Below are 23,249 nucleotides of genomic sequence, written 5' to 3' on the forward strand. Positions count from 1 at the left end.
GGGCATGAAGCGGGAAGTCGGTGCCCAGCTCGAGGTCGACATCGCCGCACCCACCACGCTGGAATTCCAGATCGCGGTGGCCCCGCACCCGGGTGCCGAGGTGTACGAGTCATTGACCTTCACCCTCGACGGGGAACCCGTGCAACCGCTGGCGATCAGCGGGACCCACGGTAATCGGATCCACAAGTTCGACGCCGGTGTCGGCCACCTACGGGTCGAGTACGCGGCCACCGTGCTCGGCTACGCCGATCCCCCTCCGGTCACCGAATATGACCTGTCGATGTACCTGCGGCCCAGCCGATATGCCGAATCGGACAAGCTGCTCGGTTTCGCGGCAACCGAATTCGGAGACCTGTCGGACCCGGCCGCCCTGCTGGCCGGCGTCGCGGCCTGGGTGGGCCGCCGACTGCAGTACGTGCCGGGTTCCAGCGATCCCATCGACGGGGCGGTGGACACCATGCTGGCTGGCGCCGGCGTGTGCCGGGACTACGCGCACCTGGTGGTGGCACTGCTGCGGGCGGTCAAGGTGCCGGCCCGGTTGGTGTCGGTATATGCGCCGGGATTGTTCCCGATGGATTTCCACGCGGTGGCCGAGGCGTTCGTCGACGGGCAGTGGCGGGTGGTCGATGCGACCCTGCTCGCGCCGCGCGACAGCCTGGTGCGCATCGCGACCGGACGGGATGCCGCCGACACCGCGTTCCTGGACAATCACAATGGCGCCATCGCGCTGACCCTGCTGTCGGTCAGTGCGATCACCGAGGGGGTACTACCCACCGACGCCGTGGATCAGCTCGCCACGCTGCACTGACCGAGCACACTGACCGCGTTGCGTCGTCCGGTGCTCACGTAGACGGTGCCGTTATCTGGGCCGACGGCGATAGCCGTCGGCGCGGCGACACTGACCGTCGCGGCGACGGTGTGGCTGTGCGCGTCCAGTGCCCACACCGTGTCGTCGTCACGGCCGGCCACATAAACACGGGCGCCGCCCGCGTCGACCGCGAGCCGCAGCGGGCCGCGTCCCACCTCGACGGTGCCGGTGATCCGTAGGGCGGCCGCGTCGATGAACGTCACCACACCGTCACCGGCGACGTAGACGGCCGTGCCGTCCGGACTGACGGCCACCGCCGATGATTCCCCTCCCACCGCGAGCACCGCGGTGACCTCGGCGGTGGCCGCGTCCAGCACGGTGACCCCGGACGTGTCGGTGACATAGATGCGCCCACCCACCGGGTCGACGGCGACCCATTGCGGGGTGGCATGGAAGTCCACTGCTGTCACCACGCCCATCGTGGCGGTGTCGTACACCGTCAACTGACGGGTGCTGTCACACACCACGTACAGCCGGTCGCCGGCCGGGCTGATGGCCACCGACCGCGGCCGCGGCTGCGCGACCTCGGCGATGACGCGCAGCGAGTCGGTGTCCAGCACGGTGACCGCGCCCTCACCGCTGCGTGCGACGTACAACCGGTCGCCGTCGGGATGCACGGCGAGCGCGGCCGGATCCGAATCGACGGTGACCGTGCCGACGGACGCGTGCGCCGCGGTGGCGACCACCGACACGTCGGCGCTGTTGACGTTGGCCACGTACAGCCGGTCCCCGCGCGGACCGACCGCGAGATCGAACGGATGGCTGCCCACCGCGATCGTGTGCACAACGTTGAACATGTGGTCTCCCGTCGAAGGCTTCCACCGCACTCTGCCCGCGCCCCGGCAAGCAGTCGCGAGTAGTCGACTACCTGTATTCGGCACGACACCGTGGGCGAGATGGCGCTCACACCGCGACCTGCAAGGACAGCCTGTCCTGCCATTGCGGGCGCAAATCTGGTAGGAACAAAGCACCTCTAACAGACCAGGAGGAGAGACCGGCGTGCCCGACTCTTCAGCGGCGACGGTCGTCACTCCCCAGGAGCAGCACCGCGGCGGTATAGCCAAGTTCATCCGCAAGTTCGCGATCTTGATCATCGTGGGCTGGATCGCGGTGGTCGCGTTGCTGACCCTGACGGTGCCGCCACTGGAAACCGTCGGCCAGATGCGTTCGGTGTCGATGAGCCCGGACTATGCGCCGTCGGTGATCGCCAGCAAGCGCATCGGCCAGGTGTTCGACGAGTACCACTCCGACAGCCAGATCATGATCGTGTTGGAGGGCGAGGAGAAGCTCGGCGCCGACGCGCACTACTTCTACAACGACCTGGTCGACCGACTCGAGGCCGATACCGCCCACGTCGAACACGTCCAGGACTTCTGGGGCGATCCGCTGACCGAGGCCGGCGCCCAGAGCGCCGACGGCAAGGCCGCCTATGTGCAGGTGTTCCTCGCCGGCAACATGGGCGAGGCACTGTCCAACGAGTCGGTGGAGGCGGCCAAACAGATCGTCGACGCGGTGCCGCCGCCACCGGGTATCAAGGTCTACGTCACCGGCGGATCGGCGTTGGTGGCCGATCAGCAGATCGCCGGTGACCGCAGTGTCCAGGTGATCGAGAGCGTCATCTTCATCGTGATCATCACGATGCTGCTGCTGGTGTACCGGTCCATCCTGACCACCCTGCTGGTGTTGGTGATGGTGGTGCTCAGCCTGTCCTCGGCGCGCGGTGTGGTGGCGTTCCTCGGCTATCACGAGCTGATCGGCCTCTCCACCTTCGCCACCCAGATGTTGGTGACGCTGGCGGTGGCCTCGGCCACCGACTACGCGATCTTCCTGATAGGTCGTTATCAGGAGGCCAGATCGGTCGGCGAGGACCGGGAGTCGGCCTACTACACGATGTTCCACGGCACCGCGCATGTGGTGCTGGGCTCGGGTATGACGATCGCGGGCGCCATGCTGTGCCTGCACTTCACCCGGTTGCCGTACTTCCAGACCCTCGGCATCCCGATGGCCTTCGGCATGGTGACCGTGGTGTTGACCGCGCTGACCCTGGGTCCGGCGATCGTGACGGTCGCCAGCCGCTACCGCAAACTGCTGGAACCCAAGCGCGCGATGCGGATTCGCAGCTGGCGCCGGGTCGCCGCGGTGATCGTGCGGTGGCCGGGGCCGGTGCTGTTCGCCACCGTCGCGCTGTCGCTGATCGGCCTGCTGGCGCTGCCCGGCTACCGGACCAACTACAACGACCGCAACTACCTGCCGCAGAATCTGCCGGCCCAGGAGGGCTTCGCCGCCGCCGAGCGGCATTTCTCGGTGGCCCGGATGAACCCCGAGGTGCTGCTGGTCGAGACCGACCGCGACCTGCGCAACCCGGCTGACTTCCTGGTCATCGACAAGATCGCCAAGGGCATCTTCCGGGTGCCCGGGGTGGGCAATGTGCAGGCGATCACCCGGCCGCAGGGCGAGCCGCTGGAGTTCAGCACCATCCCAGCGCAGATGAGCATGAGCGGTTCCAGCCAGCAGATGAATCAGGCGTACATGGAGGACATGTTCGCCAATATGCTGGCCCAGGCCGACGATATGCAGTCGACCATCGACACCATGAACAACATGGTCGCGTTGATGACGGAGATGAGCGCCACCACGCAGAGTCTGGTCGGCAAGAGCAACGAGATGGCCGTCGATATCGCCGAATTGCGGGACAACATCTCCAATTTCGACGATTTCTTCCGGCCGATCCGGAACTACTTCTACTGGGAACCGCACTGTTACAACATCCCGATCTGCTGGTCCATGCGATCGGTGTTCGATGCACTCGACGGCACTGACAGGCTGACGACCCAGTTCGAAGAGGTGCTGCCCGACCTGAACCGGATGGCCGCACTGATGCCGGAGATGCTGTCGGTCATGCCCGCCCAGATCGCGTCGATGGAGTCCTCGCGCGACATGATCCTGCGGATGTACCAGACCCAGAAGGGCATCCAGGATCAGGGCATGGAGATGCAGGCCAACCAGAGCGCGATGGGTGACGCCTTCAACGACTCCAAGAACGACGACACGTTCTATCTGCCGCCGGACATCTTCAACAACGAGGATTTCAAACGTGGGATGGAGAGCTTCATCTCCCCCGACGGAAAATCGGTGCGGTTCATCATCTCTCACGCCAATGACCCGCTGACACCCGACGGCATCCAGCTGATCGACCAGATCAAGACCGCCGCCAAGGAGTCCATCAAGGGCACCCCGCTGGAGGGCTCCAAGATCTACATGGCCGGTACCGCCTCGGCGTTCAAGGACATGCAGGAGGGCAACAACTACGACCTGATCATCGCCGGCGTCGCCGCGTTGAGCCTGATCTTCATCATCATGTTGCTCATCACCCGCAGCCTGGTGGCCTCGGCCGTCATCGTCGGCACGGTGGTGGTGTCCCTCGGCGCATCGTTCGGTCTGTCGATCCTCATCTGGCAACACATCCTGGGCGTCGAGCTGTACTTCATGGTGATGGCGATGGCGGTGATCGTGCTGCTGGCAGTCGGTGCGGATTACAACCTGCTGTTGGTTGCCCGGATGAAAGAGGAGATCGATGCCGGGCTGAACACCGGCATCATCCGCGCCATGGGCGGCACCGGTTCGGTGGTGACGGCAGCGGGCCTGGTGTTCGCGTTCACGATGATGTCGATGTTCGTCAGCGAGATGGTCGTGGTAGCCCAGGTGGGTACGACGATCGGGCTCGGCCTGCTGTTCGACACCCTGGTGATCCGGTCGTTCATGACGCCGGCCATCGCGGGACTGCTGGGCAAGTGGTTCTGGTGGCCGCAGTTGGTCCGCCAACGTCCGGCTCGCTTCGTCCCGCCGGCAAAGCCACAGGAACCGGCCTCCGTCTGACCCCATGAGGGGTATCGTGCGACTCCGGCCTCACCCGAAACATCCGTAGCAAATACTCAACGGCGCCCCATCGACGCCTCCGCATACCGCCCGCGGGGTGACGCTACATCCGCGCATCCGTGGAGCGGACCATCGGCGGACCGGGACGGGTGGACCGCCTGCCTGGCGCGATGGACGGGCGCAGGACTGGTGGGCGCGGCGGGGTTGGTGGGCGCGCCGCATTCCCGATCGTGTCGAACGTGTGTTCTAATCGGTAGTGCCCGCCGACCGCGGGTGTTACCGGAGGGATACACCGTACCAATGACTTTCGATACGCTCACCGCCGATACCGCGACGCCGGCCGTCGAGGACACCGCGACCGCGGACACCCCGAAGAAGGCACCGGTCAAGCGGGCCGCCGGCAAGAAATCCAAGACCATCGAGCTGACCCTGACGGTCACCGGCACCGCCGACGGTGACTGGCATGCCGAGCTCAAGCAGGGCAGCAGCTACCTGGCCCGCGATATCGCGGTCGCCGCCGCCGCGGTATCCCGGGCAGCCAAGGAACTGCACGATGACCTGGCCAACCCGATCGACGCGATCATCGACGAAGCCCGCTCCGTGCAGGCAGCCCGGGTCGCCGCGCTGGAAGCCGAGCTGCAGGCCGCGCGGGCGGCACTGGCCGGCTTGGACTGACGCCCAGCTCTCCCGCGAGCGACCCCAAGCGGTCACTCACTGCGGCGTGTCTCGGGACAAGACGCGGTCCGTCACGCCTGAGCGATGTTGCAGGCCCGATGGCGAATCCTCGCGAAACCGGGTCGGCGGCAGCGCGGAACGATCACACTCCTAAGTCGAACGCTTCCCGCTCGGCGATAAGGCTTTGAATGGTCCGCACACCCGAACACCGCACACGCCTTAAGCCGGTGCGACGGTCGCGTGTCGCCGAGTACCGCGGCGGCTGGGCGCTGGTCACCGGCGCGGCCCGCGAGGTAGGACTGGGATACGCGTTCGCGCGCCAGCTCGCCGCCGAGGGTCTGAACCTGATCATCGTCGACATCCTCGGCGAGGAGTTGGAGGCTCGCGCGGACGAGCTGCGTGCCGAATTCGGGATCGACGTGCGGCCCGTGCCGTGCGATATTGCCGACCCCAACTCGATTCGGCAGATCGAGGCCGCCGCCGACGGCGTCGATGTCGACGTGCTGGTGTGCAACCACATGTTCACCCCACCGGATACACCACGCATCCTGGACATGCCCCTCGATGTGCATCGCAGGATGATCGAGATCAATGCCCGCGGCTACACCGACCTGGTGCACGTATTCGGCAATCAGATGCGGTCGCGGGCCCGGGGATCGATCATTCTGGTGTCCTCCGGCGTGGGCCTGACGTCGAGCCCGTTCACCGGTGCTTACGGAGCCAACAAGGCATTTCAGATCTGCCTGGGCGAGGCACTCTGGTTCGAACTGCTCGACAGCGGCATCGACGTGCTGGTGATGCTGGGCGGGCTGATGAACACCCAGGGCGATACCTTCGACAGATACCCGCAGTGGCTGATCTCGGAACCGCATGCGGTGGTACGCCGGGTGTTCAAGGCCGTCGGACGCAAGCACATGTTGGTGCCGAGCCTGCCGAATCGGGTGTTCCTGCTGGCGCAGACCCGGTTGATGACGCGGCGGCGGGCGGTGTCGTCGATCGGACGGTTCCAGGCGAAGGGGCTCGGCAAGGACTGAGCCTTTGTCACTGCGTCAGGCGCTCGATGTCCAACTCGCGCGCGGCGATCTGCGCGAGCGCGCGATGCCCTTCTTCGTTCATGTGGTACTCGTCGTGAAATTGCGACGGGCTGGCCGAGCGTGGTGAGATGCTCGGCCACCAGTCCAGCAGCGCGACGTTCTGCGCTGCGGCCGTTGCCAATACCTGTTCACGCACCGGAGACCAGTTGGGCTGCCAGTACGTCTGCAGGGCGATGTCGGCATTCGGCAGCAGGGAGCGCCAGGTCTCGATCAGGCGCACCAGGTTGTCGTCGACATCGTCGATCAGGGTGGCATCATCCAGATCGTTTGCGCCCAGGGCGATCACGATCAGGTCAGGGTTGAAGCCTGCGGCAAGCGCACGCGGCGCGGCGGTCGCCCGACCGTCGGCGGTATCGGTGGGACCGGTGATCAAGTCGGCCCACCATTGCGAGGTGACACCGTTCGCGGCGAGTGACATCACGTCGAGCTTGCGGTCACTGACCTGGGCAGTGAAGCCGTACCACTCGACCGAACCTCCGGCGCCGAGGTTGCGGACGGTCAACGCCTTGGCACCGTTCATGTCATCGATCCGAAAGCTGTTGACCGGCGCCGACTCCGGGTACATGTCCGACCAGACATCTCCGGTCGCCCACGGCTTCCATGGCCCTTCGTCGTACCGGTACTCGCCGACCGCCGGCGAATCCGGTGCGATCAACAGATCGATATCGGTGATATGGCCGAGCTCGTTGAACCTGGTTTCCTGGCCTGGTGACAGCGTGTTGACGAACTGGGTGTCCAGTGCGGAGTCGGCGACGGAACTCTGTTGCGGCGAGAAGTATCGGTGCCCGGCGAGCTGATGCTGCCAGGAGTACCCCGCCGAGGACGCCGAGTCCCCCACCACCAGAAGCCGCGGATTACGCACGTCGGCGTCGGCGACCGCCGCGCTCCAACGTGGCAGCTGCGGGGTGTCTTGTGCACTCGCCGGCGCGGCTGCCGATGTCGTTGAGGCCGGTGGATCCGCAGGCGTTCCGCCGCACCCCGCCAGGATGGCCACGGCCGCGGCGAGACCGAGGATGCAGCGGGCCATGGCTCAATCGTATCCACGCTCCGAAAACATCCAGCCAATACACAGTTAGCTTAGGTAACCTTCTCCCATTTCGGACTGCAGGAGGGCAATGATGATCTGGGGCGAGCTGACCATCCTCGACGGCATCATGGCGGCGGTGTTCGCCACCTGCGTCTTCATCTACATCACCCGACTGGAGAACCGGACCCCGCACCCGATGGGCGAACAGGTCGGTGCCCACAAGGCGGTGCTGGCCAAGGTGCGCAAACGCGAGCCGATCACCCAGGACGAGTACGACTACGCCCGCGAACTGGTCGACGACGCACGCTCGCCCCTAGCGCTCGCCATCCCGGCGACGCTGTTCTGCATGGGCTTCTTCTATGTGGTCGGCTGCCTGTATGAACTGCACGTGCACGGCGGCAACCCGTCGTTTCGCACCTTCATCGGCGGCATCCCCATGCTGACATCGATGAACATGGCCGCCCAACTGCGCCGCGTCGCTCGCCTGCAGGGCAAGCTCGACGGCATCAGCGTTACTTCTTAGGCGCCTCCGCGTCGTCGTCCTCCCACAGCAGTAGCTGACGCACCGAGGCGCGAGAACCGTAGGGCTGCAACATCGCGCTGGCCGGCCGTTGCCGCACGCGCAGTGGCCACCAGAACCACCGCCCGAGCAGCGCCGCGATCGCCGGCGTCATGAACGACCGCACGATCAGCGTGTCGAACAGCAAGCCCAGGGCGATCGTCGTGCCGATCTGACCGAGAATCTTCAGATCGGCGAAGACGAAGGACGCCATGGTCGCCGCGAACACCAGACCGGCCGCTGTCACCACCGCACCGGACCCACCCATCGCGCGGATGATGCCGGTGTTCAGGCCCGCGTCGATCTCCTCTTTGAACCGGGATATCAACAGTAGGTTGTAGTCCGAGCCCACCGCGAGCAGCAGGATCACGGCCAGTGCCAACACGATCCAGAACAACTCGGTGCCCAGGATGTCCTGCCAGATCAGGACCGACAGACCGAACGACGCGCCCAGCGACAGCGCCACGGTGCCCACGATCACCAGTGCGGCGACAATGCTGCGGGTGATGAACACCATCACCAGAAGGATCAACGAGAGTGCGGCGATCGCCGCGATCATCAGGTCGTACTTGGCCCCGTCCTGAATGTCCTTGTAGGTCGCGGCTGTTCCCGCGAGGTAGATCTTCGATCCGGCCAGCGGAGTGCCCTTGACGGCTTCCTGCGCGGCGTGCCGGATCGCCTCGATATGCGAAATGCCCTCGGGGGTGGCGGGATCACCCTCGTGGGTGATGATCATGCGGGCGGCCTCGCCGTCCGGTGACATGAACAGCTTCATCCCTCGCACGAATTCGGGGTTGGTGAAAGCTTCCGGCGGCAGGTAGAACGAGTCGTCGGTCTTGGAGGCGTCATACGCCTGCCCGAGTGCGGTGGCATTCTCCAACGCCGCGGCCGCCTGGTCGTTCAGACCGGACGTGGTGGCGTAGTTGGTCATCGTCAGGTCCCGGTTGGTTTCCTGGCTCTCGATCTGCGGCGGGATGAGCGCCAGCAACTTCGGTTGCAGCGCATCGAGTTCGGCGATACTGCTCGACACACTGTCCAGCTGATCGGTCAACGCATCGACACCGTCGAGCGCGTCGAACAAGGACCGGATCGCCGCGCACATCGGTATGTCGAAACAGTGCGGTTCCCAATAGAAGTAATTGCGCAGCGGCCGGAACTGGTCGTCGAAGTTGGCGATCTTGTCGCGCAGATCCTCGGCGGTCTGCACCGTCTGCTCGAAGGCTTTCGACTGCGCGTCGGTGACGGCGCTGGACTGCTGTTGCAACGCGTACTGCTGGCGCAGGATGTCGATCGAATTGTTGATCACGTCAACCTGTTTGAGCAGATCTTCACCGCGTGCCTGCTGGAAGGGCAGGTTATTGATCTGCGATGCGCTGCTCGCGCTGATCTGGAACGGGATGGAGGTGTGGTCCAGCGGCGTGCCGAGTGGGCGCGTGATCGACTGGACCTGCGCGATACCGTCGGTGTGGAAGACCGCCTTGGCGACGCGTTCCAGCAGGATCATGTCGGTGGAGTTGCGCAGATCGTGATCGGTTTCGATCATCAGCAGTTCGGGATTGAGCCGGGCCTGCGAAAAGTGTTTCTCCGCAGCCGCATAGCCGACATTGGCAGGGGCACTCGCCGGCAGGTAGGGCTTGGCGTCGTAGCTCGTCTCGTACTGCGGCAGGGCCAGCAGGCCGATGAGCGCGACGGCGACGGTCGCCGCCAGGATCGGTCCGGGCCAGCGGACGATCGCCGTGCCGATCCGGCGCCAGCCCCGGGTGCGCATCGGGCGGGCCGGCTCGAAAAGCCCGAAATGACGGCCGATCACGAGCAGCGCGGGCGCCAGGGTCAATGCGGCGGCAACGGCTACCAGGACTCCGGTGCCGGCCGGGATCCCCAGGCTCTGGAAGTACGGCAGACGGGTGAAGCTCAGGCACAGGACCGCGCCGGCGATCGTCAGCCCCGAGCCCAGGATGATGTGTGCGGTGCCGTGGTACATCGTGTTGTACGCCGCGACACGATCCTGGCCCGCATACCGCGCTTCGTGGAATCGGCCGAGCAGGAAGATCGCGTAGTCGGTGCCGGCGGCGATCACCAACAGCGTCAGCAGGTTGGTCGAATAGGTCGACAGCTCGATGATCCCGGCGTTGGCCAGCACGGCGACCACACCACGCGAGGCCGTCAGTTCGATCATCACCGTGAAGATGACCAGGAAGACCGTTGTGAGGCGTCGATAGAGCCAGAACAGCATCACCGCGATGACGCCGAGGGTGATGAGGGTGGTCTTCAGGGTGCCGTGGCGGCCTACTTCGAACTGGTCGGTGACCAACGGTGCGGCGCCGGTGACATACACCTTCAGGCCGTCGGGTGGCGGGGTGTGGTTGACGATGTCGCGGACCGCATCGACCGACTCGTTGGCCAGCGACTCCCCCTGGTTACCGGCCAGGTAGAGCTGGACCAGCGCGGCCCTGCCGTCGGCGCTCTGGGAGCCGGCCGCCGTCAGCGGGTCACCCCAGAAGTTGTCGATGTGCTGGACGTGCGTGGTGTCCGCCGAGAGCTTGCCGACCAGCTCGTCGTAGTAGTGATGCGCGTCGGCGCCCAGCGGTTGGTCGCCTTCCAGCACGATCATCGCCGAGCTGTCGGAGTCGAACTCCTGGAACACCTTGCCGATCTGCTTGCTGGCCTGCAGTGACGGCGCGTCCTTCGGGCTCAGTGAGACATTGTGCTGTTCGGCGACGGTCTCCAGTTGTGGGACGAAGACGTTGGTGACGACGGCCAGGGCGAGCCAGAACAGCGCGATGAGCACCGAGTAGCGACGGATGAAATCGGGAATCCGGTTGCCGCTCATCCGGACTTGTCCAGGCAATAGGTGAAGGCGTTGACAGTGTTCATGGTTCTCTCGTCCTTGACCGCGTCGTCGATGGTGATGCGACAGCCGATCCAGTCGCCGTCGACCTGTGCGGTGACGTTGACGAAGACGGCGGGTTGGGTGGTCGTTGCGTCGTACGCCCACGGCAGGGTGACGTTGTCAGCACGCTGCGGCTGGGCGTCGACGTCCAGGTAGGTGATGGTGGCCGCCGCGCCGGGTGGGCCGTAGACCTCGAGGACCACGTGTTTGGGGTTGAACGGCACGATCTCGTCGGCCGCGCCGCTGGGGGTCGAGACGACATCCTGGGAGGCGAAGACGCCGTGCAGGCGGTACACGGCAAAACCGGCGATGGCGATGACCAGCACCGCGGTCAGCAGTGTCCACCGCCGCATCAAGCGGTTTCCGATGGAAACCCGTTGCATCCGTGACTCTTTCATAACTGGCAACCGGCACCGGCAGCACGCCGATCCCTTTAGGAATGCTAATCAATTAGGTTGACGGTACGGTACCGGACCGGACTCCACAACACCGAGCCAGAAGGGCGAAAAGCGTATGGCCACAGGTGATTAGCAGAAAACTCACAGGCTCGGGGCAATACTTGTACTCGCGGGCCGGCTCATCGTCGCCGGTGGCCACCTGCCGTCGGTCGCTGGAGGTCCATCTTCGTTCGGCGCCCCGGGCGCCGGCCGGGACCCCCGGTCGAACCCGATGTTTTCAGGCAGGGATGCCTGGTTGGATAGGAGAATGGCGTCGTGAAGACGCTCTTCGTCGTGCTGGCAGCAGTCGCCGGCCTGGGTCTGGCCGAGGCGCCGATGGCTGCCTCGGACCCGGGGCCGGACGGATATGAGAACGTCTACGGTCTGTACACACCAGATGAGAAGCAGGAAGTCTGGGCCAACGGCCAACGCAACTGCGTCACCATCGACCAGGCCGTTGATTCGGGCCGAGTGGCCACCGATGCGGTGCGATCAGTGATCGACCAGTACCTGACCGCTGGATGGGACCTGGAGTCTTCCACAGACATCGCCTGGGAGTCGGCTGAGGGCCAGTGCCCCGAGTACATGGATGCAGTCAAGCGTGCTGTCCGGAGCTACGGCGACCAGTCATGATTCCGAGATCTTCAAAAGACCTGCTGAAGTGGGGCGGGCGGGGCTCGAACCCGCGACCAAGGGATTATGAGTCCCCGGCTCTAACCAACTGAGCTACCGCCCCGGCGCAACGCGCGGCACCTATGTTCGCACAGACCCTCGCGCTGACCTGCACGCGGCTACGCTGACCGCGTGATCAGATTCCTGCTGCGCATCGCGGTATTCCTGGGGTCCTCGGCCATCGGGCTGCTGGTGGCCTCACTGCTGGTCTCCGGCATGACGTTGCGCCCGCTCGGATTCATCACCGCCGTGGTCATCTTCACCGTCGCCCAGGCCATCCTGTCACCGTTCTTCCTCAAGATGGCCAGCCGCTACGCCTCGGCCTTCCTCGGTGGCATCGGCCTGGTCTCCACCTTCGCCGCGCTTTTCCTGGCCTCGCTGTTCTCCAGCGGGATCACCATCCGTGGCGTCGGCTCCTGGATCGCCGCGACCGTAGTCGTCTGGCTGGTCACCGCGCTGGCCACCCTCGTGCTGCCGGCGCTGGTCTTGAAGAAAAAGGCCACAACAAACTGAGCGTGACCACCGCCAGATTGCAAATATCGTTGCCGTCACTCGCACTTTTGCCCGATAAGTGCAATCTCGGCACAAAGGCTACGAGCTGAAGACGGGTATCCCGTCGGCGCCCAGCAAGTAGAGTTCCACACCGTCGGATACCCGCGGCTCGTCCCCGCCGAGGGCGACCGCGATCTTGTTGGTCGCGTTGCGCATCACGTCCAGCGTGATCTCGACGGCCTGCTCCAACGAGAAGTGCTCCAGCACAACGGCCGCGGCCTCATCGACCGCTGACGGTGTCCAGATCAACGCATCGACGTACCCGAGCGCCGCCTTCTGTGCGTCCGTCAGCCGATCCGAACTCTGATAGACCGAGATGTCCTCGTACAGGGTTTCCGAACCACCCGCCTCCAGCGCCGTCGACTCCCGTAGCGACCGGCACAACCGGCAGTTGTGCTGCACCGCGCCACGCAGTCGGATGATCTCGGTGGTCAGCGGATCCAGCCCACGCATCGACCCGACCGCACCGGTGAACTTGTTCAACAGCGCTTCGGCGGGATGGGTGGTGTGGTCCCACCCATCCGGGTCCGGCACGTCGATGCCCAGCGCACCCAGCCCCGCCCGCGCCCGCGGCACGAAATCGGCGATGAACATCAACGCCGCCACACCCAGCACCTCGGCTCCAAAAGCCACCACCAGCGCCGCCCGCTGCTCGGCCGACACCCCAGCGACGTCGGTGGCGAACTGCTCGGCGAACTCGGCCAGCACCGCCTCGGTCGACGACGCAGGCACCGCCGGATCCTCGTAGACCAGCGGCTCCAAGCCGAGGGCCTGCGCGCACACCGTGCGCAGCAGCATGTTCTGGCGGGCCATACCCTCCGGGGACAGCGCGATCAAACCGGTCAGCAAGTCCACACCCGCGATTATTGCGCCTGACTCACCGAGGACATGTGAAAGTCGGGAATCCGCAGCGACGGCATGGTCGCCCGGGTCGCCCAGTCGCCCCACTCCCGCGGCAGCGTCGGCTCACTGACCCCGGCCTCGGTGGCGCGGCGCAGCAGATCCAGCGGGCTCTCGTTGAACCGGAAGTTGTTCACCGCGGCGGTCACCTCACCGTCCTCGATCAGGTACACCCCATCACGGGTCAGCCCGGTCAGCAACAACACCGCCGGATCGACGGTCCTGATGTACCACAGCGTGGTCAGCAACAGCCCACGCTCGGTCGAGGCGATCATGTCGGCCAGTAAGGCGCTGCCGCCGGTCACCAGCAGGTTGTCGGCCGGAACCGCCACCGGCGCATCGAATTCCGCGGCAGCGGCCCGCGGATAGGACAGCGCGTTGATGACACCGTCACGCAGCCAGTCCACCCGGCCGATGTCCATCCCGTTGTCGAACACCGACACCTGCTCCGAGGAACTGGTCACCGAGACGAACGGCTGGCATTCCTGACCGGGCGCAAAAGGATCGGAGTACATGGTCAACCCCAGATCGGTGAGCTTCTCCCCCACCCGCGTCCCACCCGGAGCCGACAACGCCGAGCGACCCTCCTGAGCGCCGCGGCCGTCCATGCTCCAGCCCAGATAGATCAGCATGTCGGCGACCGTCGACGGCGGCATCAGCGTCTCATAACGGCCGGCCGGCAGGTCGACGGTGCGCGACGCCCACCCCAGACGCAACGACAATTCCTCGAGCAGCGCATCGGTGGACACGCCCACAAAGTCAGCGGTCCCCACCCCCGCCCACGCGCTCGCGCCGCCACGCTTGGCGTTGATCTCCACCGAGCCGGTCGGCTGGGTGAAACGCCGCCGCACACCACCCGAGGTGGCCAGGTAGGTGGTCTCCACCTCGTGCCGGGCGAACCCGTAGAGCTGATCGGCCTCCCGAAATCCGCGCACCAAACCGGTTGCCACATCGGCGAACACATCGGCGCCGGTGGTCGGCGACGCGGCATCCCAGTCGGCGGGCGCCGGCCCGGCGGGCAGCGGGTCGGCGGCGTCGGTGGCCGCCGGCGCCGCGGCCGCGGCTTCCTGGGACGCCGCGACCAGGGCGCTCAGCGCTGCCGGATCCACCTCGGTACTGCTCACCGAACCCACATGCGCCGACGCGCCGCGACGCACCACCGAGATGACCGTCGTACTGCGGCCGATGGTTTCACCGTTGGTGGTCATCGAGTTACCGGCCCAGCGCAGCGATGCGGTGGCCCGGTCGGTGACGATCACGGTGGTCTCGTCGGCCCGGCCCAGCCGCGCCGCCTCCGCGAGCACCTGATCGACAACCTGCTGCGGGCTGATCATGAGCGACCCGATTCTGCTTGGATATTCAGGACATTGACACCACGGAACAGTGCCGACGGGCATCCGTGGCTGACCGGCGCGACCTGACCGGGCTGTGCCTTGCCGCAGTTGAAGGCCCCACCCAGGCGCCAGGTGGACAGCCCCCCGACGGCCTCCATCGATCCCCAGAAGTCGGTGGTGGTGGCCTGGTAGGCGACATCACGCAGTTGCCCGTCCAGTTTGCCGTCGCGGATCCGGAAGAACCGCTGCCCGGTGAACTGAAAGTTGTAGCGCTGCATATCGATCGACCATGACTTGTCGCCGACGATGTAGATGCCGTCGGACACCCGGGCGATCAGGTCGGCGGTGGACAGATCCTCGGCCCCAGGTTGCAGGGACACGTTGGCCATCCGCTGGATCGGCACATGATGTGCTGAATCGGCATAGGAGCACCCGTTGGAGCGCGCCTCACCGAGGCGCGGCGCGAACACCCGGTCCAGTTGGTACCCGACGAACAGCCCGTCGCGCACCAGATTCCAGCTCTGCGCGGCCACCCCCTCGTCGTCGAAACCGACTGTGGCCAGGCCGTGTTCGACGGTGCGGTCGGCAGTCACGTTCATCACCGCCGAGCCGTAGCGCATGGTGCCCAGTTTGTCCGGGGTGGCGAACGAGGTGCCGGCGTACGCGGCCTCGTACCCGATAGCACGGTCGTATTCGGTGGCGTGCCCGATCGACTCGTGGATGGTCAGCCACAGGTTGGACGGGTCGATCACCAGGTCGGTGGGCCCGGCGACCACACCGGGTGCCTTGACCTTCTCGGCCAGCAGCGCGGGCAGTTCGGCCAGTTCGGCCGTCCAGTTCCACACGCTGTCATCGACGACGGCCTCCCAGCCGCGCGCCGTCGGCGGCGCCAGGGTGCGCATCGTCTCGAACGAACCGACCGACGGGTCGACGCTGACGGCGTCGAGCACCGGCTGCACCCGCACCCGCTGCTGGGTGGTGGAGGTGCCGAAGGTGTCGGCGTAATAAGTCTGCTCCTTGACGGCCTGCAGGCTGGCCGACACGTGGTCCACACCGTCGGCGGCCAGCAGCCGTTCGGAGTAGTCGGCCAGCACCGCGACCTTGTCCGCGCCCGGGATGCTGAACGGGTCGATTTGGTAGGCCGACACCCAGCTCAGGTCGTCGTAGACGGGTTCGTCGGCCAGTTCGATGCGTTCGGCGTTCAAGGGCGCCAACGTGGTGGCCACCCGCACGGCACGGCGCGCGGTCTGCGCGGCGACATCGGGGTCCAGCTCGGCGTGTGCGGCGAAACCCCAGGTGCCGTCCACGATCACACGAACCGCCAGGCCGACCTCGCGGCTGACCTCGGCGGTCTCCAGCGCGCCGTCGCGCAGTTGCACGACCTCGGTGGTCAACCGGTGGATACGCAGATCGGCATAGCTGGCGCCGGCGGCCAGCGCCGCCGACAGGGCGGCGTCGGCCAGCGCGCGGCGGGGCAGCGCGAGGAAGTCCGGGTCCACCTGCCGTGAAGAATCCGAGTGGGCTGTCACGGCCCCCACCGTAGCGGCCGAGCCGTCAGCGGGTGTGCAGGCCGTACGGCACGGCGGACACCAGCGTGACGACCTGCGTCGCACCCGTGGGCAGCCGGTACTCCCGGCGTTCACCTACCGACGCGCCGCTGATCGCCTCGCCGAGCGGCGATTTCACCGAATAGACCTCGATATCGCCGTAGTCGGCACCACGCACCCCGAGCAGGAATGTCTCGACGTCCGGGGTCCCCTCGAACCGGACGGTCAGCACCATGCCGAGTTCGGCGATCCCGTCATTGGGCGGATCCTCACCCACCACGGCCGCGGCCAGCATGTCGTGGATCTGCTGGATCCGACCGTGCTGGGCGCGCCGCACCGCGACGGTATTGCTGTCTGCGGCGTCGCTGTCGTCACCGTCGATCCCGGTCAGCGACCAGCTGCGCAGCACCTCCAACTCCTCGAGCAGTCGCGCGTGCGCGTCCGGGGTGAGCCATACGGGGGGTGTGGCATGCATGGAAGACTCTCCTTGATCGTGCGAATTGTCGTCAGGGGCAGGCTTGTGCACTGCCCCTGACGACGGGGAACAGAGCTGATTCAGCGCAGCGGGGCCAACGCGCGGAGTGCCTCATGCTGTTTGCCGGTGGTGATCTGCTCCGCAAGCAGACGCCCGGTGATCGGGCCGTGCGCGAAGCCCCACATACCATGGCCGGCGGCCGCGTACACCCGCGTGTCGACCTGTCCGATCAGTGGCAGACCGTCTGCGCTGACCGGGCGTGATCCGACCCAGACGTCGTCGCGTTCGTTCCACCGAACTCCGTCCAACAGATGGGCCGCGGACGTGACGATTGCGTCTATACGAGTCCGGTCGATCGGCGCCTCCGGAGCACGGAACTCCATGGTTCCTGCGACACGCATGGCGCCCAGATACGGCGTGCAGGCAACCCGAGCCGTCGGGAGGTAGATCGGACCGGGCATGGCCCGGTCGATGGGAACAGTGAAGGAATACCCACGTCCTGCGCGCACCGGTACCCGCACGTTGGGCGGCGCCAGTTCTGACACCCAGGCTCCAGTGGCCAGCACCACCACGTCAGCGGTGAAATCTCCGCCACTGGCTGTATGTACAGTCACCGCTCGATCACAGTCACTGAGCCCTATGACACGGTCGGTACGAATCGTGCCACCACGTTCGACGACCGTGCGTCCCAACGCCGTTACGAAACGCCCAGGATCGATGAAGCTCTGTTGATCGACGGACAGCGCCACAGTCGCTGCCCCCGAGGCCAGCGGCACGGCGGCCCGTACAGCGTCGCCGCGCAGGTCGCGCAGCCACACCGGCAACCCGGCGCGCTCCAACGCCGCAATCTCTGATCGGAGTGCCTCGACACCGGCAGGCGCCTCGAACAGCGCGGTGATCGCGGATTGGGTGATAGGTGCGTCCACCCCATTGTCGACGAGGACGCCGAATGCCTCCTGGCACTCGGCATTCAGGGGATGGTTGGCCCGAACCACCAGTTCGGCGGCTGCCGTATTGCAGTGCCGGGCGAACGTCATGAGGAACCGCGCCAGTCCGAGGTCGGCGCGCAGGGGGATATGCAGTGGCGCCGCGGGATTGAGAACCGATCTCAGGCCGTACCGCAGAACAGAAGGCTGATTCAGGGGGATCGTCAACGCGGGTGATATCCAGCCGGCGTTACCCCACGAAGCGCCTGCTGCCACACCGACGCGGTCGATGACGATGACGTCGACACCGCGCTCCTGCAGAAACCATGCTGTCGACAAACCCACGATGCCGGCCCCGACCACGACAGCTCGTCGCGGTCCACCGTCGAAGCGATCGACGCCGACCATCAGAACGACCTCCGTGACCTCAGTTGATGCTGTCAATGCCATCTTCGGAGTCAAGCTCAGGGCGGTCGCTGTGAAAGACGACAATCAAACATCAAGTGATTGTCGCTTTTGAACAATCATCCTCGATCGAGCGCGGCCAACTCGATCATCATGGCCAGCCGCTTACGCGGATCCTCGACCTCGACGGCCGTCACCTCGGCCATCTTGCGGAGCCGGTACCGGACGGTGTTCTCGTGCACACCCAACGCCGCCCCAGCCCGCGCGGGATCACCTTGGGATTCCAGCCACACCCGCAGCGTCATGACATACGGCGTGCCGTGCTCGCGGTCATGGCGCAACAGATCGGTCACCGGACCGCGACTGGGACCGCGCCCGGTGTCGACGGCCGTACGCAGCCGCTGCAACACCAGATCGTCCCAGGACTCGTCGTAGGCGGGCACCGTCGCCTCGACCGGGCCGGCCTCGTGCAGTGCCAGGCATTCATCGGCTTCCCAACGGGCCGCGGCCAATTCACCGATCTCGGCCACTCCGCTGATACCGGCCAGCAGTGTCGTCTGCTCCGGCAACACGGCGCGCAACTGCGCCAACCACTCACGCGCCGAGGACGCCCGCTCACCCGGCAGCACCGTGTAGACGGTGTTGTCCGCCAACGCACTGCGGCCCGGGCGCGACCAACCGAACCCGGCGGTGGCCTTCTCGAAGGCCACCAGCAGCGCGGTGTGCCGGTCGGGTTCCAGCCGGGCACGCAGCGCGATGACCCGCAACGGCCCCTGCGGCAGCCCCACCCGACTGGCCACCGTGACCGCGTCGGCGGTGCCGTCGAGCAGGCGCTGCACCGATTCCGATTCGACCTGGCGCTCCAGGTCGGCGCTGGCCCGCGAGCGCAGCAGGTGCAGCGCCACCGTGCGGGCGCCGTCGCACAGGGCGGTGCGCGCCGCACCGTCGAGCGCAGCCGGGCAGGCCACCCACACCGAGCCCAGCAGTTCGCGCCCGACGCGCGCTGCGACGACCATCCGCCCGGACAACCCCAGTTCGGAGTCCGGATCGATGAACAGCGGTTCGTCGGAGTTCGCGAGGTGGGTGAAGATGCCGCGGCGCTGCAGCACCGCGCGCAGTTCGGCGGGTTGCTCGCGGCGCAGGATGGTCTGCACGCGCGCGGTATCGGCCCCTTCCTGCATGCGCGAGTAGGCCAGCATCTGGGCGTGCCGGTCCTCGATGATGACGGCCCCGCCGATGGCGGCCGCCAGACTGTCGGCCAGCGCGAACAGATCGGTGGGGCCCCGGCCGGATTCGGTCTCGCGGCCTTCCAACACCAGCCCGTAGATCACCGCGGCCAGCTCGCTCCACGGCAGCGCCGGATCGACGAGCAGCACGGCGACACCGTCGGGAAGTTCGGCGGGGACCTCGCCGCCGCGCACCAGCACCACCGCCGCACGCGCGGCCACCGCCCAGTCCAGCGCCTGATGCACCGAAGCGGAACCGATCGCCAACAGGACATCGCCGACCACCGCGGGCTCGGGGATCACCACACTGCGCAACTCGGTGCTGCGCGGCACCGCGCACAGCCGCGTCGTCACGCCGTATCCGCCCAGTACGTTCACCAGGCGATCCAAGGTGATCACAAGCGCAGCCTAGGTGGTGGCCAGGAAGGTGAACCCTTCGATGTAGCCGGCCAACCCGCACACCACGGCCAGCAGGGCCAAGGCCACCCAGTCCGCGGCGCGCGGTCGCGACGGGGCGGCCGACAGTTGGCCCGCGCCACCGCGGGCGGTGATCGCGTCACCCATCTCGTCGGCCCGGCGCAGCGCCACGGTCACCGCCGCAGCCAGTAGATCGATCAGATCGGACACCTGCTGCTTGCCGCGTTCGCGGCGGGACTCGGGAACCTCACGCGGGCGTAGACGCCGTGCGGCATAGAGAATTCGGAACTCGTCGATCAGCATCGGAAAGGCCCGCAACGACAGCGCGACGGTGGCCGCCCAGTCGTCGATCGGCATCCGCAGCCAACGAAGCGGCCGTCCCAGCGTCGACACCGCGGGCGCAATCTCGGCGACATTGGTGGTCCACGAGACCAGCGCACCCATGCCCAACAGCACGAAGGACACCGCGGTCACCCGCAGGAACTTCAGCAGCCCGCCGAGCTCGAGTTCCAGCCCGGCCAGCGTGACGATCGGGGTCCCGCCGGCAAACGCGGCAGTCACCCCGCCAAACACGAGCAGCAGCCAGATCCACCCCGGGATGGACGGCAGTGCTCCGCGCGGGATGCGGGCCAGCAGCACCGCCGCCGTCAGCAGCAGGGTGATCAAGGCGATCGGGATCCAGCCGGGATAGAGCACCATCAGCACGGCGAGCGCGAAGACGGCGATGAGTTTCGTTCCGGCCCACAACCGATGGATGACGGTGTCACCGGGCACCGGCCGCAACAGGACCAGCGGCCGCTTCTGCTCACTCATGACGTCGCCCCCGTCGGCACCGGCACCAGCACCCCGTCGCGCAGGTGCAGGGTGCGCGGACAGAGTTCCTCCAGACCCGCGAAGTCGTGCGAGATCACCACGATGGTGAGCCCGCCACGACGCAACTCTTCGAGCAGACGCAGCAGGCCGCGGGCGCTGGCGGCGTCCAGCCCGGCCAGTGGTTCGTCGAGCACCATGGCGCGCGGCGAGCGGGCCAGCAGCCCGGCCAGCACGACCCGGCGCATCTGCCCGCCCGAGAGCTGATCGATACGGCGGTCGGCGATCTCGGGTTCCAACCCGACGGTGGCCAACGCGGCGACGACCTTGGCCCGGTCCCGGGACGAGAACCCCGCGGCCGAGGCGATCTCGCGGTGCACGTGGCTGCGCATGAGCTGCAACCGGGCGGCCTGGAAGGACAACGCCACCACGCCGACCTGTTCGGCGATGGGCCGGCCGTCGAGCAGGGCGGTGCCGGTGGTCGGTTCGGTGAGTCCGGCCAGGATCCAGGCCAGCGTCGACTTGCCGGATCCGTTGAGCCCGTGGATCAGGACACCGTCACCCTCGTGCACCACCAGGTCGATATCGCGCAGTGCGGTTGTCGCCCAGGGCGTTCCATCGCCGTAGCGGTGTCCGACACCGGACAGCTCCAGCACCGCCACATCGGCATGCACCGCGGCGGTCGCGGCCGGCGGCTCGGCGGACTCCACCATCGGCGAGCCGCCGGTGAGGTTGACCACCCGCTCGGCGGCCTCGGCCTCTTCGTTGTAGTGGGTGATGTGCACCAGCGACATGTCGCGGCGTCGGGTCAGATCGGCCAGCATCGTCATCAGCCCGTCGCGGCCCTGCTGGTCGACCATGCTGGTGACCTCGTCGGCGATCAGCAGCGAGGGCTTGCGGGCCAGCGCGGCCGCCACGGCCAGGCGCTGCAACTCGCCGCCGGACAGCCCGCCGGTATCGCGCTCGGCCAACCCGTCCAGGCCGACTTCGGCGAGCAGGGCCGGGATGTCGACGGCGGTGCCGACCGGCAGCCCCCACACCACATCGTCGGCGACCCGGGTTCCCAGCACTTGGCTCTCGGGATGCTGCATGATGACCGCGGTACCGCCGGGCGCGCCCAGACCGACCGCCCCCGGGCGTTCCACGAAACCCTCGGTGGCCGGCCGTCCGGACAGCACCAGCATCAGAGTGGTCTTGCCGGAGCCGTTGGCACCGGTGACGGCGATGTGTTCGCCGGCCTGCAGGGTCATCGACAGCGGGCCGAGCGCATCACGATCGGTGTCGGGATAGCGGAACACCACATCGCGCAGTTGCAGCGGCACGGGGGCGACGGCGCCGGATTCGTCCAGGGATTCCAGTTTGTGCACATCGGGGACGCCGGCCAATCGGGACAACACCCGCGACAACGCCCACCAGCCGACCAGCCCGACCACGACGATGGCGATCAGCCCGTAGCCGAAGATCAGGATCTGCCAGTGGTCGAGCAGCCAGCCGAACACCTGCCGCACCTGTTGGGCGGCCGGTTCCAGGTCCGGGATGTAGCTCAGGATCGCGACGGTGCCGTCGACGTTGGCGGTCATGGCGGTGAAGACGAGTTCGCGCATCCGGGTGGCCAGGGTCAGGGCCAGCACCACGAAGGCCCCGAACACCGCACCGGCGGCCACCGACACCGCCAGCACGGTCGGCAGACCACGCCCGCGGCGCTTCACGATGCCGACCAGTCCGCCGATATAGGCGCAGTTCAGGACCGTCATCAGACCGCCGATCCCGGCGATGACGAAGGCCACCAGCGCGCCGGCGACGGTGGCTGCCAGGACGACGCGCAACCGGTAGCGGTAGGCCAGTAGGCCCATCGGGACGGTCGCCAGCAGTGAGAGCCCGGCCGCGAAGGGGACGACGACGGCGATGATGGCGATCGCGGCGCTCAGCGCGGCCATCACCGAGGCCTGCGCCAACTCACCGGGGAGCAGGGTGCCGGCCCGACGAGGGTGCGACGGACCGGGAGGCATCACACGATTCTGCCAGTTGACAGGAGCGCTTCGGCCGCCCGCACTGTGACGGTAGCCACGCCGACAGATTTGCCGATGCATAGTAACCCTATGTAACCTTGTTCGAGTGACTCACCCGGACCACACCGCGCTCGGCGCCGACCTGCTGGCCGTCGTGGCGCGGATCAATCGGTTGGCCAGCCAACGCATCGAGTTGCCGTTGCCGTTCGCTCAGGCCCGGCTGCTGGCCACCATCGAGGATCAGGGGCGGACCCGGATCTCCGATCTGGCCGCCATCGATCACTGCTCACAGCCGACGATGACGACCCAGGTGCGCCGCCTCGAGGACGCCGGCCTGGTGTCGCGCACCGAGGACCCCGGTGACGCCCGAGCAGTGCTCATCGGCATCACCGAGGACGGCCGCCGAATCCTGGAGCGGGTGCGCGCCGATCGCAGCGCCGCGATCAACCCCTATCTGGACCATCTCGACGACGCGGAACGAGCCGCCCTCGTCGACGCGATCCGGGTGCTGCGTGGGCTTCTCGATGACGCCCAGCAGGACCGCCCGTAA

At 66.8% G+C, this 23,249-nt stretch carries 20 protein-coding genes and 1 tRNA gene; 8 read left to right on the forward strand and 13 right to left on the reverse strand.

Going from position 1 to position 23,249, the window contains the following annotated elements; translation table 11 throughout:
- Positions 1–4: 4 nt before the first annotated feature.
- Positions 5–808 carry a transglutaminase-like domain-containing protein gene (locus tag ACLBYA_RS12455; RefSeq protein ID WP_447709720.1) on the forward strand — a complete coding sequence of 268 codons (804 nt, stop codon included), beginning with the start codon at positions 5–7 and terminating at the stop codon, positions 806–808.
- Here ACLBYA_RS12455 and ACLBYA_RS12460 read toward each other — a convergent pair.
- Positions 787–1,665 carry a beta-propeller fold lactonase family protein gene (locus ACLBYA_RS12460; RefSeq protein WP_447709721.1) on the reverse strand — a complete coding sequence of 293 codons (879 nt, stop codon included), beginning with the start codon at positions 1,663–1,665 and terminating at the stop codon, positions 787–789. The genes ACLBYA_RS12455 and ACLBYA_RS12460 overlap by 22 nt on opposite strands.
- 202 nt (positions 1,666–1,867) lie before the next feature.
- Here ACLBYA_RS12460 and ACLBYA_RS12465 point away from each other — a divergent pair, with 202 nt between their 5' ends.
- The 3 genes from ACLBYA_RS12465 to ACLBYA_RS12475 all read left to right on the forward strand — a co-directional run bounded on the left by ACLBYA_RS12465 (position 1,868) and on the right by ACLBYA_RS12475 (position 6,453).
- Positions 1,868–4,744, forward strand: coding sequence for an MMPL/RND family transporter (locus tag ACLBYA_RS12465; protein ID WP_447709722.1), 2,877 nt, complete (start codon positions 1,868–1,870; stop codon positions 4,742–4,744).
- Positions 4,745–5,044: 300 nt separating this feature from the next.
- Positions 5,045–5,419, forward strand: coding sequence for a DUF6319 family protein (locus ACLBYA_RS12470; RefSeq protein WP_447709723.1), 375 nt, complete (start codon positions 5,045–5,047; stop codon positions 5,417–5,419).
- Between the two features lie 227 nt (positions 5,420–5,646).
- A complete protein-coding gene (locus ACLBYA_RS12475; protein ID WP_447709724.1) occupies positions 5,647–6,453 on the forward strand; it encodes an SDR family NAD(P)-dependent oxidoreductase in 807 nt (268 codons plus the stop codon).
- Between the two features lie 7 nt (positions 6,454–6,460).
- Here the strand turns inward: ACLBYA_RS12475 and ACLBYA_RS12480 are convergent, their stop codons facing one another.
- Entirely contained in the window at positions 6,461–7,540 is a 1,080-nt protein-coding gene (locus ACLBYA_RS12480) for an SGNH/GDSL hydrolase family protein (protein ID WP_447709725.1), read from the reverse strand.
- Positions 7,541–7,631: 91 nt separating this feature from the next.
- On the opposite strand from ACLBYA_RS12480, the gene ACLBYA_RS12485 reads away from it, so the two are divergent.
- Positions 7,632–8,063 carry a hypothetical protein gene (locus tag ACLBYA_RS12485; RefSeq protein ID WP_447709899.1) on the forward strand — a complete coding sequence of 144 codons (432 nt, stop codon included), beginning with the start codon at positions 7,632–7,634 and terminating at the stop codon, positions 8,061–8,063.
- Here the strand turns inward: ACLBYA_RS12485 and ACLBYA_RS12490 are convergent.
- Both ACLBYA_RS12490 and ACLBYA_RS12495 read right to left on the reverse strand, forming a co-directional pair.
- The gene (locus tag ACLBYA_RS12490; RefSeq protein WP_447709726.1) at positions 8,053–10,929 is read right to left on the reverse strand and encodes an MMPL/RND family transporter; all 2,877 of its coding nucleotides are present in this window, start codon (positions 10,927–10,929) and stop codon (positions 8,053–8,055) included. The two genes, ACLBYA_RS12485 and ACLBYA_RS12490, sit on opposite strands and share 11 nt — an antisense overlap.
- On the reverse strand, positions 10,926–11,372 hold the full coding sequence (locus ACLBYA_RS12495) for an MmpS family transport accessory protein (RefSeq protein WP_447709727.1): 447 nt from the start codon (positions 11,370–11,372) through the stop codon (positions 10,926–10,928). The genes ACLBYA_RS12490 and ACLBYA_RS12495 overlap by 4 nt, the downstream gene beginning before the upstream one ends.
- Before the next feature lie 330 nt (positions 11,373–11,702).
- Here ACLBYA_RS12495 and ACLBYA_RS12500 point away from each other — a divergent pair, with 330 nt between their 5' ends.
- Entirely contained in the window at positions 11,703–12,059 is a 357-nt protein-coding gene (locus ACLBYA_RS12500; protein ID WP_447709728.1) for a hypothetical protein, read from the forward strand.
- A gap of 29 nt (positions 12,060–12,088) precedes the next feature.
- On the opposite strand, the gene ACLBYA_RS12505 is transcribed toward ACLBYA_RS12500, so the two are convergent.
- A tRNA-Ile gene (locus ACLBYA_RS12505) sits at positions 12,089–12,162 on the reverse strand.
- 68 nt (positions 12,163–12,230) lie between these two features.
- On the opposite strand from ACLBYA_RS12505, the gene ACLBYA_RS12510 reads away from it, so the two are divergent.
- The gene (locus ACLBYA_RS12510) at positions 12,231–12,611 is read left to right on the forward strand and encodes a phage holin family protein (RefSeq protein WP_447709729.1); all 381 of its coding nucleotides are present in this window, start codon (positions 12,231–12,233) and stop codon (positions 12,609–12,611) included.
- A 78-nt stretch (positions 12,612–12,689) separates the two neighbouring features.
- Here ACLBYA_RS12510 and ACLBYA_RS12515 read toward each other — a convergent pair whose 3' ends face one another.
- The 8 genes from ACLBYA_RS12515 to ACLBYA_RS12550 form a co-directional block, all read right to left on the reverse strand.
- On the reverse strand, positions 12,690–13,463 hold the full coding sequence (locus ACLBYA_RS12515; RefSeq protein WP_447709900.1) for a carboxymuconolactone decarboxylase family protein: 774 nt from the start codon (positions 13,461–13,463) through the stop codon (positions 12,690–12,692).
- A gap of 50 nt (positions 13,464–13,513) precedes the next feature.
- Positions 13,514–14,884, reverse strand: coding sequence for a metallopeptidase TldD-related protein (locus ACLBYA_RS12520; protein ID WP_447709730.1), 1,371 nt, complete (start codon positions 14,882–14,884; stop codon positions 13,514–13,516).
- Positions 14,881–16,413: a TldD/PmbA family protein gene (locus ACLBYA_RS12525; RefSeq protein ID WP_447709731.1), complete on the reverse strand. Its 1,533-nt coding sequence runs from the start codon at positions 16,411–16,413 to the stop codon at positions 14,881–14,883. Before ACLBYA_RS12525 ends, ACLBYA_RS12520 begins: the two co-directional genes overlap by 4 nt.
- Positions 16,414–16,438: 25 nt before the next feature.
- Entirely contained in the window at positions 16,439–16,906 is a 468-nt protein-coding gene (locus ACLBYA_RS12530) for a GreA/GreB family elongation factor (protein WP_447709732.1), read from the reverse strand.
- Positions 16,907–16,986: 80 nt separating this feature from the next.
- Entirely contained in the window at positions 16,987–18,240 is a 1,254-nt protein-coding gene (locus tag ACLBYA_RS12535; RefSeq protein WP_447709733.1) for an NAD(P)/FAD-dependent oxidoreductase, read from the reverse strand.
- A gap of 116 nt (positions 18,241–18,356) precedes the next feature.
- Positions 18,357–19,862 carry a PucR family transcriptional regulator gene (locus ACLBYA_RS12540; RefSeq protein WP_447709734.1) on the reverse strand — a complete coding sequence of 502 codons (1,506 nt, stop codon included), beginning with the start codon at positions 19,860–19,862 and terminating at the stop codon, positions 18,357–18,359.
- Between the two features lie 9 nt (positions 19,863–19,871).
- Positions 19,872–20,693, reverse strand: coding sequence for a CbiQ family ECF transporter T component (locus ACLBYA_RS12545; RefSeq protein ID WP_447709735.1), 822 nt, complete (start codon positions 20,691–20,693; stop codon positions 19,872–19,874).
- A complete protein-coding gene (locus ACLBYA_RS12550; RefSeq protein WP_447709736.1) occupies positions 20,690–22,699 on the reverse strand; it encodes a DUF2232 domain-containing protein in 2,010 nt (669 codons plus the stop codon). The genes ACLBYA_RS12545 and ACLBYA_RS12550 overlap by 4 nt, the downstream gene beginning before the upstream one ends.
- Before the next feature lie 106 nt (positions 22,700–22,805).
- On the opposite strand from ACLBYA_RS12550, the gene ACLBYA_RS12555 reads away from it, so the two are divergent.
- The gene (locus ACLBYA_RS12555) at positions 22,806–23,249 is read left to right on the forward strand and encodes a MarR family winged helix-turn-helix transcriptional regulator (protein WP_447709737.1); all 444 of its coding nucleotides are present in this window, start codon (positions 22,806–22,808) and stop codon (positions 23,247–23,249) included.

This window comes from Mycobacterium sp. C31M, from assembly GCF_053345865.1.